Genomic DNA, 14,155 nt, shown 5'->3' with positions numbered 1-14,155 from the left:
AAGCCCGTGATCGAGGCCGCAGGGTCAAAATGCCCGGAAGCGTACTTGAATAGGTACGTTGAGGACATTTTGACCCGAGAACAAAGAGCACGGGCTTTGCAGCCGGTCGCAGCAGAAAACATTTATGAGACCGGTTCTAATACGCGGGTTTATTCCTTGGCTCTGTCGAATGAAGCCAACGATGCGGTTCGGGTCCGTTTCAACCGTTCCGCAACAGCTTCCGCTTCCCGCATGACGCGAAGGACGTTCAGGCCGACCAGCCCCTTGATATCCGAGTCACTCCACCCGCGGCGAAGAAGCTCCGCGATGAGATCCGGGAATTTGGAAACGTCTTCAAGGCCGACCGTCGTGTTTTCGCTCCCCCAAAAGTCGCTTCCGATCCCGACATGATCGGCGCCGGCGATTTTTCGCACATGGTCGATATGATCCGCGACCTGGGCCAGCGTGGCTTTGGGCGCCGGATGTTTAGCGGCATATTCCCGGCGAAGCTTGTCGTACCATTCCGCCGACTCGAATTTTGAAAGCTTATCCTTCATCGCTTCATTAAACCCTTTACCCCATCGGTTGGCTTCGTTCGACACGAAGTCCGGTATGAACGTCACCATCACCACTCCCCGATTCTTGGACATCCGGAACAGGATGGAATCGGGCACATTCCGCGGGTGATCCGTGATCGCCCTCGCAGAGGAATGCGAAAAGATGACCGGTGCCTCACTCACATCGAGGGCGTCGCTCATCGTTTTTTCCGACACGTGCGACAGATCCACCAGCATTCCGAGGCGATTCATCTCGCGGACCACGTCTTTACCGAACGGCGTCAGACCGTTGTGTTTCGCCGCGTCGGTGGCCGAATCGGCCCAATCGATCGTTTTCCAATGGGTGAGCGTCATATACCGAACGCCCAGACCGTAGAACGCCCGCAACGACCCCAGTGAATTGTTCATTCCCTGTCCGCCCTCCATACCGAGCATCGAAGCAATCTTCCCCTTCTTAAAAACGCGTTCAACATCCTGGGCCGTCAAACAGAATTCCAAATCTTCGGGATACTTGGCGATGAAACGCCGGGCGATGTCGATCTGCTCCAACTGGACGGTCACGGGGTTTTTGTCCGGCATTTCCGGCGGGATCCAGACGGACCAGAATTGCCCGCCCACCTGCCCCCGACGCATTTTGGGAAGATCCGTATCCAGGGATGTCGTCGCCTGAAGATTCGTCCCTTCCACGTCCCCCTTAATTTTGGAATTCGAGCGCAACGTCCACGGAAGATCGTTGTGACCGTCGATGAGCGGCGTGGAGCTGAGAATTTTTTTGGCGCGCTCCAACGCGGCATCCGGAGGCGTCTCCGCACCCATCGCACACGACGCGGCTGCCAGCAAAAACATCGCCCCTCCTAGAATTTCTCGCACTCTCATTTCGTCCTCCAATCCTTTTGAATTCCTTTTCGGCTCAGATTCCGTATTCCCGATAAATGATCGAACAAAGAACACTCACCGTGATCATCAGCACAAGCACCGTCCCGGAAACCAAGTAGACCGTCCGCTTCGAGTGCCGCCCCGTCATCGCGAAAATCGTGAGCGCCACGGCGACAATGAGAAGAATGATCGACGCGGTCCCCAGCTGTTGATAAGCGTTCATGGTTTATAAAATGTTGGAAGCCAGCTCCGCCAGCGGCGAACGCTCCCCCTTGGCGAGCGTGACATGGCCGGCCATCGACTCGTCCTTAAATCGTTCCACGACATACGTCAGGCCGTTGTTCGACGAATCCACGTACGGGTTGTCGATCTGATACGGGTCCCCGGTAATCACGAGCTTGGTGTTCTCTCCCGACCTCGTGATGATCGTTTTAATTTCATGCGGCGTCAGGTTCTGCGCCTCGTCCACCAAGAGATATTGGTTCGGGATCGATCGGCCGCGGATGTAGGTCAGCGGCTCAATCGCCAGCATCCCCATGTGGAGAAGTTCTTTGTATCCGTAATTGCCTCCTCGACGCCGTTCTTTCCCGGAGGTCCCCATCAAGAGCTCGATGTTGTCGAAAATCGGCTGCATCCAAGGCAGAAGTTTCTCTTCCAGGTCCCCGGGCAAAAACCCCAAATCCCGGCCCATCGGAAAGACCGGCCTCGAAACGAGCAAGCGATGATAGATCTGCTCATCGCCCACCTTTTGGAGGCCGGCGGCGATGGCGAGCAGCGTTTTTCCGGTCCCCGCTTTTCCGACCAGCGTCACCAGCTTTACGCTGTCGTCGAGCAAGAGCTCCAGCGCAAAACTTTGCTCCAGATTTCGCGGATGGATCCCCCATACCGGCCGCTTCGAATCGCGAAGAATCTTCATTTTGCCCTTATGAGTCATCGCGCGCGCCAAAACCGACTGGCCGCACGATCCGTCGCCCCGAACCAAGAAAAGCTCGTTGGGATGAGGGTCGAATCCGTTGATCGGCATTTCGCCGAGCTTGACGAGTTGCTCGATATTGCCCGCCGTCCAAACGAGTTCCCGCCATCCTTTATAGAGTTCATCGATCGCAATGACGTGCGGTTCATAGTCCATCGCCACGATTCCCAGGGCGTCGGCCCGGATCCGCAAATTGGTGTCTTTTGTCAGAAAGATGACCGGCTGGCCGTTCGATCTCTCTTTCACATCCAAAGCCGCGGCCAGAATGCTCATATCGGCTTGTCGTTTGGTGAAGAGTTGTTCCAAGCGAGGGGTTTTCTTATCGCTTCCCAGATGCACGCGAAGCGTTCCGCCCGAATCCATTGACACCCCTTGGGCGAGACTTCCCCGTTCCCGGAGTTCGTCCAGGAACCGGGAAAGCTGGCGTGCGTTTCGCCCGGTCTCGTTTTCATCCTTCTTGAAGTGATCGATCTCCTCGATCACGGCGATCGGGATAATCACTTCGTTGTCCTTAAACTTAAAAATCGCTCGCGGATCGTAGAGAAGGACGTTCGTGTCGAGAATGTACTTTTTCTGCATCGATGTAAGCGGCCACCATTAGCCGATTTCCCGACCCCCTACAAGAGCTTCCACGCGCACCAAGGCTCCGGTAGACTTCATCCGATCGCCACCATGCCCGCCCCCGACGCCATCCCGACGAAATTGACCGAATCCCTTCCGGCACTCCTAAAACCGTTGGGGATTTCCGCCGGCTGGAACGTGTCCAAGCTGACCGGCGACGCCTCGCTTCGCACGTATTTCCGAATCTCCGCCGGAGAGAAGAAATTCGTCGCCATGAAACTGGCCGACACCGGCTTTAATTCTCCTGCGGAAGAAATCACCAAGACCTCCCGGGAAATTAAAGAGCTCCCGTTCATCGACGTTCAAAAATATCTATGGGCCCGGAAGGTACGCGTTCCGGAAATTTTTGGCGTCGACCGGGAACGGGGCGTTCTCCTCCTGGAAGATTTCGGTGACGAGATTCTCGTCGAAAAGGTGATCGCTGCTCCCGAACACCAGGTGCGGCTTTTGTATGAAACCAGCCTCGATGAATTAGAAAGGATCTCGACGATTCCGAAAAACGACCCTCGAAGCTGCATCGCGTTTGCGCGGAAGTTCGATCGAGACCTTTACAACTGGGAATTTCACCATTTCGTGGAATACAGTCTCGACAAACGTTTGAAACGTCCCCCTTCATCCGCCGATCGCCAACGGATCGTCTTGCAATTGGAAGGCCTGACGGATCGGTATTTGTCATGGGAGTTCGTCTTCTGCCACCGCGATTACCACAGCCGAAACTTGATGCTCCTTTCGAACGGCCCAAAACCGAAGCTCGGCGTGATCGACTTCCAGGACGCGCTGCTGGCCCCTCTCTTTTACGATTTGGCCTCGCTCTTGCGCGATTCATACGTCACGCTCGAACCTAAGCTTCAAGACGACCTGGTAGAGGTTTACCGTCAACGGATGAAAAAGCAGAACCTCATGGGTACCGACTCCCGAGATGCGTTTCGCCGGGCGTTCGATTTCATGGGTCTGCATCGGAATCTCAAGGCCGCCGGGCGCTTCTGCTACATCGATCAGGTGAAGGGAAACCCACGGTACCTCGAAGCGGTCCCGCGATCGCTCGCATACGTCGAAGGAACATTAAAGCGATATCCGGAATTGAAGAAGTTGAGTGAAGTCCTCTTGCCGTATTTGGCGGATTTGAGCCGATCGTGTCCAAAGTAACGCAAGCGATGCTTCTGGCCGCGGGACTTTCCACACGGATGCGGCCGCTCACGAACGACATCCCCAAACCTCTTCTTCCCTTTCTCAATCGACGATTGCTCGATTTCACTCTCGGGTATCTCCAGAAATTCGGTATCGATTCGGTCGCAATCAACGTCCATCACGGCCGCGAGCCCTTCCTTCAAGCCATCCGCGATTACGCGGGGCCTCTTCGACTGCAGCCGTTTCTCGAAAAGGAGAAAATTCTCGGTACCGGCGGCGGCATAAAGAACATGCGTCCGTTCGTGACCGATTCAACGTTCCTCGTCACCAACTGCGACTTTCTCACGGACGCGGATGCGGGAAAGGCGATCGATTTTCATCGGCGGAATTCGTCCATCGCCACAATGGTCCTGATCGACGACCCCCGCTCAAAATTATATGGAGAGGTCGGCGTCGATGATACGGGCCGAATCGTTGAGTTCCCGCACGGGAAACGGAGTGACGGCGCGAAGCGACATGGTTTTTTCTCGGGTATTCATATTTTCGACCGGGCCATTTTCGATTGGATGCCCGACCGGGAGGTCTTCTGCATCAATCGTGACGTGTACGCTCCGCTCGTCGAACGGAAGGGCTCCGTGTACGGATTTGTCACGCCGGCCCGCTGGTACGATCTGGGCGAAATCGCCTCCTACAGGCAAGCGCAGGAAGAACTAAAAACTAAACCGCTGAAATAACCCGCTCAAGGATGCGGCGTTATAGCCACGATCGTGATGACATTTTTCCCGGGGCCATAATGCCGAAAGATTCGATAGGCCGCCGGAGTTCGGCTCTCGGCGTACGCCTCAAAAATCTCCTCTCCATTCTTCCCTTGGAGAGATTCATATTTGTGTGTGCGCAGGGCGGGATGGCGCAGGTTGGTTTCGAGGTAACCCAAAGCCTTTCGAACCGCTTTAAGTCTCTTCGTCAGACCCTCATCATTCTCGAGTTCCCGGAAATTTGCGATCGCTTCGTTCGTCCACCGGAGGGTGAAGAATCCCACCGACGCTACTCTTCGTCGTCTTGAGCATATTTGGCAAACGAGCCCAAAGACTTGGTCTTACCGCTTTCGGAGTCTTCGAGACCCCGTTTCACGCGAGCGAGCGCTTCTTTATTTCGGAATAACCACTGCTCCCCGGCCCGGATCTCCACAAAGGGTTCCAGGAGAATCCGGCCTTCGTCATCCACGTTCATTCGGAAGCTGCTCACCCCTTTAGCGAATTTTCCAAGCGTCACGCGGCCTTTTGCATCCGGAGATAGGCGCGTGACCTCTTTGAATTGGACGTCTCGATCGGCCATTAAGTCCTTCTAGCAATGATGAGTATGATGGAAAGTGGGAATCGATTCAAGTGGGAATATGAATCTGTCCCACCAGTTGAGAAGCGCTGTTTATCGCCGGATCAACCGGCCATCGCTCCGTCGACGAGTTTCTTGAGTTCTCCCGATGCGTGAAGCTCTCGTATGATATCGCACCCGCCGATGAACTTGCCGTTAATGTAAACCTGCGGCGTCGTGGGCCAGTTGCCATACTTCTGAAGAACGGGTCGGAGTTCGGGGTCGGCGAGAACGTCGACGGTCTCAAACGGTACGCCTAGATTATTGAAGCACTCGATCGTGGCGGCCGAGAATCCACATCGCGGCGCCTCTTTGGACCCCTTCGTAAAGAGAAGGATCTTGGTGTTCTTCACCTTTTGGTCAATTTCATTCCAGATTTCTTGCTCACGGCTCATATCAACCTCCCTCAAAGGTAGTGGATGGAACCCAATATCAAAGAATCTGACCGGGATCCAGAGCCCCAGTGCTCCACAATATCGATTGTTCGCCGGAGAAGAGATCGGTCGACGAGCGACTGGCAGAGAATCCCGTCACGACCCGGGAGCGGAGGCGGTAGGGAAACGGATACGCGGCGCGGCACTTCGTGGTGCGCCGCGGAAGACGAGGGACCCTCGCCGTAGCGACCGAGGCGTGGACGAGGATTCGGAGCCCCGGAGCAAGGCGACCGATCTCTTCTCCGGATTCCAAACACCTTAATGAATTATCCGTGACAGAAAGCTAGAGCCGCCCGTTGTTGACCAATACGGTGAACCGTTGATTACCGGACGAACGCCGGTCGAACAGAACGATGTCACTTTTTCCATCTCCGTTTAAGTCGCCGATGCGAAATTGCCGAGGGACCGCAATATCGTAGGTTCCCGAAGGTGACGACGGCAACAAGTCCTTTGAATTCGGTTTTTGAATCAAAATGGAGAGCTGCCGACGGTCCCGAGCGTAGAGAGCATCGACATAGCCGTCTCCATTAAAATCTCCTTCCAGCGTCGGCAACAGACCTTCGATTTCCGCGTCTTCGAGATTAAACCGAAACGAAATCTCGCGCTCAAAGTCGGGATGGTCGAGTTTGTATCCGTCCGGCCGGGCCAGGTAGAGCGAGAACGTGACGTTCACACGGTGTTGAATGAGCGCCCGGACGATCGCCCAAGCATTGAACTGAGAAGAGGCAACCGCCAGATCCTTTCGATTATCTTTATTAATGTCGATGGAGAGGGCCCCGGCCGCACGATTTCCCGGCGGCTTCAAAACCAGACCTTTTTCCGGCGCATTTCCATTGCTGTCGGTGAAGAAGAGCGTCGTCTGCGCCCGAAGGGCGGTCGCCGCTCCTTGAAATTTGTTCACCAGGAAATCGGTTCGGCCGTCGCCGTCTAAATCTTCGGGAACCGTGACGACGTAGCTTTGGGCGTCGTCCCGCTCGGCTTCGGTCATCTGATTGAATCGCAATGTCCGCACGGCCGATTTTTGATCGAGCGGCACGACGTCGACTTCGTCCATCCATGGCCAGAGAAGCTCTCGGGTCGAAGTCGTCAAGTTTCCCAAAATCGCAGCGGGATACCAAACCGAGTTTCGAACCCAGAACGGCAGATCGAACGGCTGGCGCTCGATTTCAGAGTGATAGAACATCCGGGGCATAACCCCATAAAGATCTCCAGCGCGGAGGTGCGTCTTATCCAGAAGATATTCACGAATCCCTTTCGGCGTGGGGATCAGAAGCCGGGTAATTCCCTTTCCGTCGTTCAGCGGAGAGAGAAGCTGGATCGGCGTCACTTCTCCCAGTTCAGCCACTGAAAACGACGTATCGATCGGAACAGAAAGCGGAGGAGCCTTCACGAACGTCGCACCTTCAGGCGTCCAGACTTCCAGTTGTCGTTGGCGGATTAAGACCAGGACCTTTGAATCCGGTCCTTCGAGGGGAGCAAAACCAAAGAAGACCGCATCGGCCGGTAACGTGACGTCCGATTCACGAGTCGGCTCCGGATGGATCGACCATGTCGACAATCGCACGCTCCAATCCGGATATTTTCCCTGCCGTTCGACCGTTACGATCTTCTTCCGCGACACGCCCGTGCCAGGGGCCAACTCTTCCAGAACCAAATGGCGCAGCCTCCCCTTCAACTCGACGTCGGAACGGTGGAAAAGACTCTTTGTCCCGTCGATCGTTTCCTGACAAAAGCCGACCGATGGCGGCACGAGAATTATCAAGAATAAGAGATAAGCGAATTTCACCGGTTTGACGCTGCTTGGCCTCAATGGTAAGCGCCGGACTCGGTTCATGTCCATTTCGGACCTACAAAACCTGATCGATCTGTCTCGAGAAAAGATCGCTCGAGAATTGAACGTGAACGCCAGCATTTTCGGATCGCGTACGTCCTTTAACCGTGCCCCCTCGACCTTCGGGTCTGCTTCCGAGCTGGCCCGCAGAATCGACCATACGTTATTGAAACCGGACGCAACGTCCGGCGACATCGAAAAACTGTGCGACGAAGCCCTGGAATTTCGTTTTGCCGGCGTCTGCGTGAACCCGATTTATGTCGAAAGGATAAGTAAAAGGCTCTCGGGAACCGACGTGAAGGCGATTACGGTCGTCGGATTTCCGCTGGGAGCGACCACGACCGCTGCAAAAGTTTTTGAAACCGAAGAGGCCGTTGGCCGCGGTGCGCAAGAAATCGACATGGTCATGAATATCGGCGCTTTCAAATCTAAGCATTACCTCCCGGCGTACGACGACATATCGGCCGTCGTGGAAGCGGCTCGGGGGAATCGGGTCAAAGTCATTCTGGAGACGGCCCTCCTGACGACCGAAGATAAAGTGGAGGCCGCTTTCATTCTCCAGGCCGCCGGTGCGGCCTTTGCCAAAACCTCGACCGGTTTCGGTCCCGGAGTCGCGGCGGTGGAGGACGTGCAACTCCTTCGCCGTGTTCTTTCCGATCGTGTTCAAATTAAAGCGAGCGGCGGCATCCGAACGCGGGAGCAGGCGCTGGCTCTTCTCCAAGCCGGCGCGAGCCGTATCGGAACCCGTTCTGGCGTTACGATGGTCCGCTGAAGTGGCGTCCCCACGCCATTATAGAGGAGCGATTGCCAAAGCCCTTCGGGCCGTGACCGACGCTCTGGGCAAAACACCCCCCGATGTCGCCATCATTTTGGGTTCCGGCTTGGGCGGCGTAGCCGACCATCTCCAACAACCGACTTCCCTTCCTTATGTAAAGGTCCCCGGCTTTCCAAAGACGACCATCCCCGGACATGAGGGAGTTGTTCTCCGCGGAAAAATCGCCGGGCGATCGGTCGTCATCTTTCGCGGCCGTTTCCATTATTACGAGGGGCATTCGCTCTCCATCGTCACGCTTCCAATCCGCCTCCTCGGCAAATGGGGTGTCCGTAATCTCGTGGTGAGCAATGCCGCCGGCTCCCTTCGAAACGACATCCCTCCCGGATCCCTACTCTTCCTTCGGGACCACCTGAATCTAATCGGCCAAAACCCGCTTCGAGGTCCAAATTTGGATGAGCTGGGACCGAGATTCGTTGATATGAGTCACGCTTACGACGCGGAGTTTCTCCAACACGCTCAAACCGTAACCCAATCGCTTCAGATCCCTTTCATCACCGGCGTATACGCGGCACTGCCAGGCCCCTCGTACGAGACCCCCTCGGAAATCAAGATGCTGGCAACTCTCGGAGCCGATGTGGTCGGAATGTCAACGGTGCCTGAAGTAATCGCGGCGCGCCACATGGGGATGCGGGTCTTGGGGATTTCGTGTATCACGAACTGGGCCTCCGGCCTTTCCGGGCAAACCAAACCGATCACGCACGAGGAAGTGATCCACGAAACGATGCGCATGAAGGAAACATTTTCTCGATTTCTGACGGAGTGGATCGCCAAGTTCCCGGAATAGCCATGGAACTCCTCGACACGATTGCGCGGCTGCGTGACGAAGGCGAGACGTTTGTCGTCGCCACCGTCGTCAGCGTCGTGGGATCCACGCCGAGGAAGCCGGGAAGCCGGATGATCGTCCATCGGAACGGACGAACCGAGGGAACGATCGGCGGCGGTGCGTTGGAGAAATCGGCCATCGAGGATGCCCGAACGCTTTTTGGCGAAGGAGAAACTTTTCTCAAGAAATACGACCTGACCCATGAAATCGGGATGTGCTGCGGGGGGATCGTCGAGCTATTCTTTGAAAAAATCGCGCCCACCGAACGTCTCTACATTTTTGGGGCGGGACACGTCGGAAAACCGCTGGCCGCCATTGCGAAACTGGCCCGATTTCATGTCACCGTAATCGACGACCGTTCGGAACATCTCAACGAGACCCATTTTCCGGCTGCCGATGAGCGGAGGGTCGCCCCCCTCGAGGATGTGATCTCTGACCTAGCTTTCGATAACTATGTCTCGGTGGTCGTCTGCACGCACGATCATCAACTGGACCAGCGGATTGTAGAGGCTTGCTTGGCCAAGCCGTTCCGTTATTTGGGACTGATCGGGAGCTTTGTCAAAGCCACAAAAACACGCGCGCGGCTCAAGGCGGCCGGTTTTGATGAAGATGCGATTCATCGTGTGCATTCTCCGACAGGTCTCAATATCGGCAGCCAATCGCCGGGAGAGATCGCCGTGGCGATCGTGGCCGAACTGATCGCTCAACGATACGGCGCGAAATCTCCATACTCATGGAAGCCCGAGGTACCGCTCCGATGAAAAAACCGACTCCATTCCTCACGGAAAGGCAGATCGCCAAACGGGTAAAAGAACTCGGCGAAACGATCGCCCGCGACCACAAAGGGAAAGGACTTGCGTGCATCGGAGTTCTGAAAGGTTCCTTCGTTTTCTTCGCCGATCTGATTCGAAACATCGACCTTCCCGTTACGGTCGACTTTTTGGGAACGACCAGTTACGGCCAGCAGACCCGTTCCTCCGGTGACGTAAAGATCACACTTGATTTGTCGGTTCCGATCACCGGTAAACATGTTTTGCTGGTCGAAGACATCGTGGATACCGGGCACACGCTTCATTACCTGCTCGAAAATCTCCGGCTGCGGAAACCCGCTTCGCTGCGATTATGCGTCCTGCTCTTGAAACCGGGGAAACTCCTCAAACCCGTTCCGATCGATTACTTGGGTTTTACGATCGACGACCGGTTTGTCGTGGGATACGGTCTCGACGCGCGTGAGAGGTATCGCAATCTTCCGTACATCGCGGAGTTGCCGGAGAGCGCAAGGGAGGAAGAATGAGTTCAAAAGTAGTGGCGACAAACCAGGCGCCGGCCGCCATCGGCCCCTATTCTCAGGGAATCATAACCGGCGGATTTCTTTATACGGCCGGCCAGATACCGCTCGACCCGAAAACGGGACAAATGATCACAGGGGACATGAAGGCTCAAACGAAGCGCGTGTTTGAAAACTTGAAGGCTGTTCTCTCGGCGGCCGGCACGGACTTCCGAAGCGTCGTCAAGGCCACGGTGTATCTCGTGTCCATGGACGATTTTCCCCTCCTCAACGAAGTTTATTCGGAATACCTGGGTGACACGAAGCCGGCCCGATCCACCGTAGCCGTCGCCGCGCTCCCTAAGGGAGCGAAAGTCGAGATCGATCTTGTGGCCCGAATCGCCGAATGAACGAACTGACCAAATACCAAGAAATCGTCCTAGCGGACGTCCAGAATCCCAACTACTCCCGCCACCGCAGAATGGTATGGGGAGTATTTGGTTTCTTCGGCCTCTTCTTTGCCGCGCTCTATGCCCTTTTTTTTCACCGGGGCATCGTCGTGTACTGGGGGTTTGTCGGAAGGATGTATCGTGAATCACTCGTTTCGCCCAATCCAACGTTTCGGAATTTCGTTTACATCTACAACCACCTTTTGCTTTTCACGGGATTCGCGGGAGTGGTCGTCCTCTTTGCAGCGCTTTCGTGGCTTGCGTACGACATGCAAGCGCGGAACGAAGTTATTCGCCACCTCCTCCAGCAAGATTCCAAAGCGAATAATGCGGCCGCGTCAAAAGAAGAGAGTTCTTGACACAATTGCGCAACCCGCCAAGAATGGCATTTGACGAGGCTGATGCGGCGTGTTATTTAGCGTGCTGCAGGAGCGGAGCCTCGATATAACTAGCTGAGTTTAAAGGAAAATGGAGGAAGCGATGCTCGGGGAAAATCAGGCGCGGATCATTAAGAAATATCAAAACCGGAAACTATACGACACGAAGGACAGTTGTTACGTCACGCTCGACGAGATCGCGAAGTTGATCAAGAAGGGAGAAGACGTCTGTGTCATCGACAACAAGACGAAGGCCGATGTCACCTCGATCATTCTGACGCAGATCCTTGTCGATCAAGAAAAAAACGCAAAATCCATCCTGCCGCTCACGATGCTCAAAGACATTATTCAACACGGCCAAGGCTCGTTGTTTGATTTCATCCAGCGATACGTATTGCTGGGGTTCGACACGGAGAAAGGCCGCCATGAGGAGGCCGAACGCTATATCGACCGGCTCGTGGCCCGGGGTGAACTGAGCAAAGTGGAAGCCAAAAACCTTCTGAAAGAAGTGCTCGAAACTCCGTCGCGCGATCAGAACGATCTCGATCAATTCATCGGCGAGCGGGTGACCTCGACCCTGCGGGAAGTGAGCAAGCTCGACGAGATCGAGCAGAATATTACGAGCCTCACGTCGAAACTCGAGTCGATCGAAACCAAGATCACCGACCTCGAGCGGCGCTGACCGAATCACGACTTCACATCTTTATCGGCAAAGGAGGGGTGGGAAAAACCACCGTTTCCCTGGGTGCGGCCTTTCACTGGGCCCGGCGGGGAGAAAAGGTTCTCTTCCTTGAAATCGGGGCCGCCAGCTCGGCCGCTCCCCTGGTCGGCCTTGAGGCGCTGACCTACACCCCGCGATCCATAGCTCCCCGTCTTTTCGCCGCCAAGATCACGGGAGAAGATTCACTGAAGGACTATCTGCTCCGGCAAGTGAAGATGGAGCGGATCTACCGGCTTCTCTTTGAAAATCGCCCCGTTCGGTATTTTTTCGAAGTCGCTCCCGCCCTTCGGGACTTGATGCTCTTGGGAAAGATCGTCCACGAGATGGAGCGTCCGGATTCTCCGGGGCCCTACGATCGGATCGTGGTGGACGCTCCCGCTACGGGGCACGGTCTCTTTTTGTTCCAAACCCCCCGGACCGTCCGCGAATTGACCCGATTCGGGCCACTCTTCGATCGGGCCGAGTGGATCTTAAAAACTCTTCAGAACAGGAAAATCACACACATCCATATCGTTTCGCTCGCCCGGCCGCTTGTGGTCGGTGAAACGCTGGAGCTCCTTTCCTCGCTTCAACGTCTCGATCTTCCCGCCGAGGAACTGGTCGTCAACCGTCCTTTTCTTTCGAGTTCGGACGTCCGCGCCAGGGATCTTCGAGCCTATCTTCGGACACCGAGCGCGGATCCGTTCTACCGTCTTCTCGGACATCGGGTTCTGTCGGAGCTTCACGAAGTCGCCCGGCTCAAGCGCCGTCTGAAGCTTCCGGTGACCTGGATGCCGGAAATCGACAACCCGACATCGCTTTCGAATCTGGCCGACGGTTTTCAAAAGGGGCGCAACGATGTCTAAAGAATCGTCCCCGACCGAACTCCTCCGAGAAAAATCACTGGTCGTCGTCGGCGGTGTCGGTGGAGTGGGGAAAACGACCCTCGCCGCCGCCGTCGGACTCCATGCAGCGCTGGATGGAAGGCGCGTGGCGATTCTCACGATCGACCCGGCACAAAGGCTCGGCGCGGCGCTCGGGTTTCGAACCTTGGGCAATCGGCTTCGGCATACGCCTCCGAAAAAACTGGACCCTTGGCGGCGAAAGACGGGAGGTTCACTCGCGGCCTGCATGCTGGACGTCAAAGCCACCTTTGACGGGATGGTCGGCCGTTACGCTCCCAGCGCCACACTCCGGGACCGTATTCTGGCCAGCCCTTTCTACCGCGAGCTTTCAGAAGCGATGGCGGGGACACACGAATACATGGCGCTCGAAAAGATTTACGAACTTCACGCGCTTCAAGAGTTCGACCTTGTGATTCTGGACACCCCTCCGGCGTCCGCGCTGGCCGATTTTTTTGAGGCTCCATCAAGAATCGTGTCGTTTCTCGATCGCGATGTTGTTCAGTGGTTCCTCTCCCCGAAAAGAAAAGGCATCGCCGGATTTGCGATCGGAAAGGGAATGGATTGGGCGCTCTCCATGCTCGACCGCCTGGCAGGCGGGACGGTGTTGGAAGATATCGCCGGTTTCTTGCGTGATTTCCAAAATCTGTTCGATGGTTTCCGAGAGAGAACCCGCACCGTGGATGAACTCCTCCAGTCGGGACGGACCGGATTCCTTTTGGTCTCCTCCGCCGACGAGCTGCCTTGGCAGGCGGCGCTGAAAATGGCCGACGACCTACGCCGCCATCGTCGACCTTTGCTGGGGCTGATTCTCAACCGAATGCTCCCCGACGAATTGCCTAAAGCTGGAAACGCAATGGAGGAGAAGCTGCTCGGCGCCGCGCACGCACTCCATCGCCGGCAAATCCGAATCCGGGAAGAGGCGAAATCCCGCTTTTCCCGCGAAGCGATATTTGAGGTGCGGCTTTCCGACCGCGATCCGGCCACAATCCAAGATTTGGCCAGACTATCGTTCACTTCTATCTAACCAAC

The 14,155-nt window shown here is 55.8% G+C and carries 18 protein-coding genes; 11 read left to right on the top strand and 7 right to left on the bottom strand.

Going from position 1 to position 14,155, the window contains the following annotated elements; genetic code table 11:
• Nucleotides 1-149: 149 nt before the first annotated feature.
• Genes VI895_06795 through VI895_06785 form a run of 3 tightly spaced genes read right to left on the bottom strand, consistent with a single transcriptional unit; the run spans nucleotide 150 to nucleotide 2,964 of the window.
• Nucleotides 150-1,412: a dipeptidase gene (locus VI895_06795; protein HLG19509.1), complete on the bottom strand. Its 1,263-nt coding sequence runs from the start codon at nucleotides 1,410-1,412 to the stop codon at nucleotides 150-152.
• A 34-nt stretch (nucleotides 1,413-1,446) separates the two neighbouring features.
• Nucleotides 1,447-1,635 (bottom strand): hypothetical protein, encoded by a 189-nt coding sequence (locus tag VI895_06790; protein HLG19508.1) that lies wholly within the window; start codon nucleotides 1,633-1,635, stop codon nucleotides 1,447-1,449.
• A 3-nt stretch (nucleotides 1,636-1,638) separates the two neighbouring features.
• A complete protein-coding gene (locus tag VI895_06785; GenBank protein ID HLG19507.1) occupies nucleotides 1,639-2,964 on the bottom strand; it encodes a PhoH family protein in 1,326 nt (441 codons plus the stop codon).
• Nucleotides 2,965-3,057: 93 nt separating this feature from the next.
• On the opposite strand from VI895_06785, the gene VI895_06780 reads away from it, so the two are divergent.
• Nucleotides 3,058-4,152, top strand: a complete 1,095-nt coding sequence (locus VI895_06780) for a phosphotransferase (GenBank protein HLG19506.1) — start codon at nucleotides 3,058-3,060, stop codon at nucleotides 4,150-4,152.
• Nucleotides 4,140-4,868 (top strand): sugar phosphate nucleotidyltransferase, encoded by a 729-nt coding sequence (locus tag VI895_06775; GenBank protein ID HLG19505.1) that lies wholly within the window; start codon nucleotides 4,140-4,142, stop codon nucleotides 4,866-4,868. Before VI895_06780 ends, VI895_06775 begins: the two co-directional genes overlap by 13 nt.
• Nucleotides 4,869-4,873: 5 nt before the next feature.
• On the opposite strand, the gene VI895_06770 is transcribed toward VI895_06775, so the two are convergent.
• The 4 genes from VI895_06770 to VI895_06755 form a co-directional block, all read right to left on the bottom strand.
• Nucleotides 4,874-5,173: a hypothetical protein gene (locus VI895_06770; protein HLG19504.1), complete on the bottom strand. Its 300-nt coding sequence runs from the start codon at nucleotides 5,171-5,173 to the stop codon at nucleotides 4,874-4,876.
• A 5-nt stretch (nucleotides 5,174-5,178) separates the two neighbouring features.
• The gene (locus VI895_06765; protein HLG19503.1) at nucleotides 5,179-5,469 is read right to left on the bottom strand and encodes a hypothetical protein; all 291 of its coding nucleotides are present in this window, start codon (nucleotides 5,467-5,469) and stop codon (nucleotides 5,179-5,181) included.
• 101 nt (nucleotides 5,470-5,570) lie between these two features.
• Nucleotides 5,571-5,900: a Grx4 family monothiol glutaredoxin gene (grxD, locus tag VI895_06760; protein ID HLG19502.1), complete on the bottom strand. Its 330-nt coding sequence runs from the start codon at nucleotides 5,898-5,900 to the stop codon at nucleotides 5,571-5,573.
• Between the two features lie 322 nt (nucleotides 5,901-6,222).
• Nucleotides 6,223-7,701 carry a VCBS repeat-containing protein gene (locus VI895_06755; GenBank protein HLG19501.1) on the bottom strand — a complete coding sequence of 493 codons (1,479 nt, stop codon included), beginning with the start codon at nucleotides 7,699-7,701 and terminating at the stop codon, nucleotides 6,223-6,225.
• A 70-nt stretch (nucleotides 7,702-7,771) separates the two neighbouring features.
• Between VI895_06755 and deoC the strand changes: the two genes are divergently transcribed.
• The 9 genes from deoC to VI895_06710 all read left to right on the top strand — a co-directional run bounded on the left by deoC (nucleotide 7,772) and on the right by VI895_06710 (nucleotide 14,150).
• Entirely contained in the window at nucleotides 7,772-8,542 is a 771-nt protein-coding gene (deoC, locus tag VI895_06750) for a deoxyribose-phosphate aldolase (GenBank protein HLG19500.1), read from the top strand.
• A gap of 1 nt (nucleotide 8,543) precedes the next feature.
• Nucleotides 8,544-9,389, top strand: a complete 846-nt coding sequence (locus tag VI895_06745; protein ID HLG19499.1) for a purine-nucleoside phosphorylase — start codon at nucleotides 8,544-8,546, stop codon at nucleotides 9,387-9,389.
• A gap of 2 nt (nucleotides 9,390-9,391) precedes the next feature.
• The gene (gene xdhC / locus VI895_06740; GenBank protein HLG19498.1) at nucleotides 9,392-10,189 is read left to right on the top strand and encodes a xanthine dehydrogenase accessory protein XdhC; all 798 of its coding nucleotides are present in this window, start codon (nucleotides 9,392-9,394) and stop codon (nucleotides 10,187-10,189) included.
• Nucleotides 10,186-10,722, top strand: a complete 537-nt coding sequence (gene hpt / locus VI895_06735; protein HLG19497.1) for a hypoxanthine phosphoribosyltransferase — start codon at nucleotides 10,186-10,188, stop codon at nucleotides 10,720-10,722. Before xdhC ends, hpt begins: the two co-directional genes overlap by 4 nt.
• Nucleotides 10,719-11,105, top strand: coding sequence for a RidA family protein (locus VI895_06730; GenBank protein HLG19496.1), 387 nt, complete (start codon nucleotides 10,719-10,721; stop codon nucleotides 11,103-11,105). The genes hpt and VI895_06730 overlap by 4 nt, the downstream gene beginning before the upstream one ends.
• Nucleotides 11,102-11,503 (top strand): hypothetical protein, encoded by a 402-nt coding sequence (locus tag VI895_06725; GenBank protein ID HLG19495.1) that lies wholly within the window; start codon nucleotides 11,102-11,104, stop codon nucleotides 11,501-11,503. Before VI895_06730 ends, VI895_06725 begins: the two co-directional genes overlap by 4 nt.
• 109 nt (nucleotides 11,504-11,612) lie before the next feature.
• Entirely contained in the window at nucleotides 11,613-12,203 is a 591-nt protein-coding gene (locus tag VI895_06720) for a polyhydroxyalkanoate synthesis regulator DNA-binding domain-containing protein (protein HLG19494.1), read from the top strand.
• The gene (locus tag VI895_06715; GenBank protein HLG19493.1) at nucleotides 12,200-13,087 is read left to right on the top strand and encodes an ArsA-related P-loop ATPase; all 888 of its coding nucleotides are present in this window, start codon (nucleotides 12,200-12,202) and stop codon (nucleotides 13,085-13,087) included. The genes VI895_06720 and VI895_06715 overlap by 4 nt, the downstream gene beginning before the upstream one ends.
• Nucleotides 13,080-14,150 (top strand): ArsA-related P-loop ATPase, encoded by a 1,071-nt coding sequence (locus tag VI895_06710; GenBank protein ID HLG19492.1) that lies wholly within the window; start codon nucleotides 13,080-13,082, stop codon nucleotides 14,148-14,150. The genes VI895_06715 and VI895_06710 overlap by 8 nt, the downstream gene beginning before the upstream one ends.
• Nucleotides 14,151-14,155 lie beyond the last annotated feature (5 nt).

It is taken from the genome of Bdellovibrionota bacterium, assembly GCA_035292885.1.
Lineage (GTDB): Bacteria > Bdellovibrionota_G > JALEGL01 > JALEGL01 > DATDPG01 > DATDPG01.
This window is presented reverse-complemented; position numbering and strand designations above follow the sequence as displayed.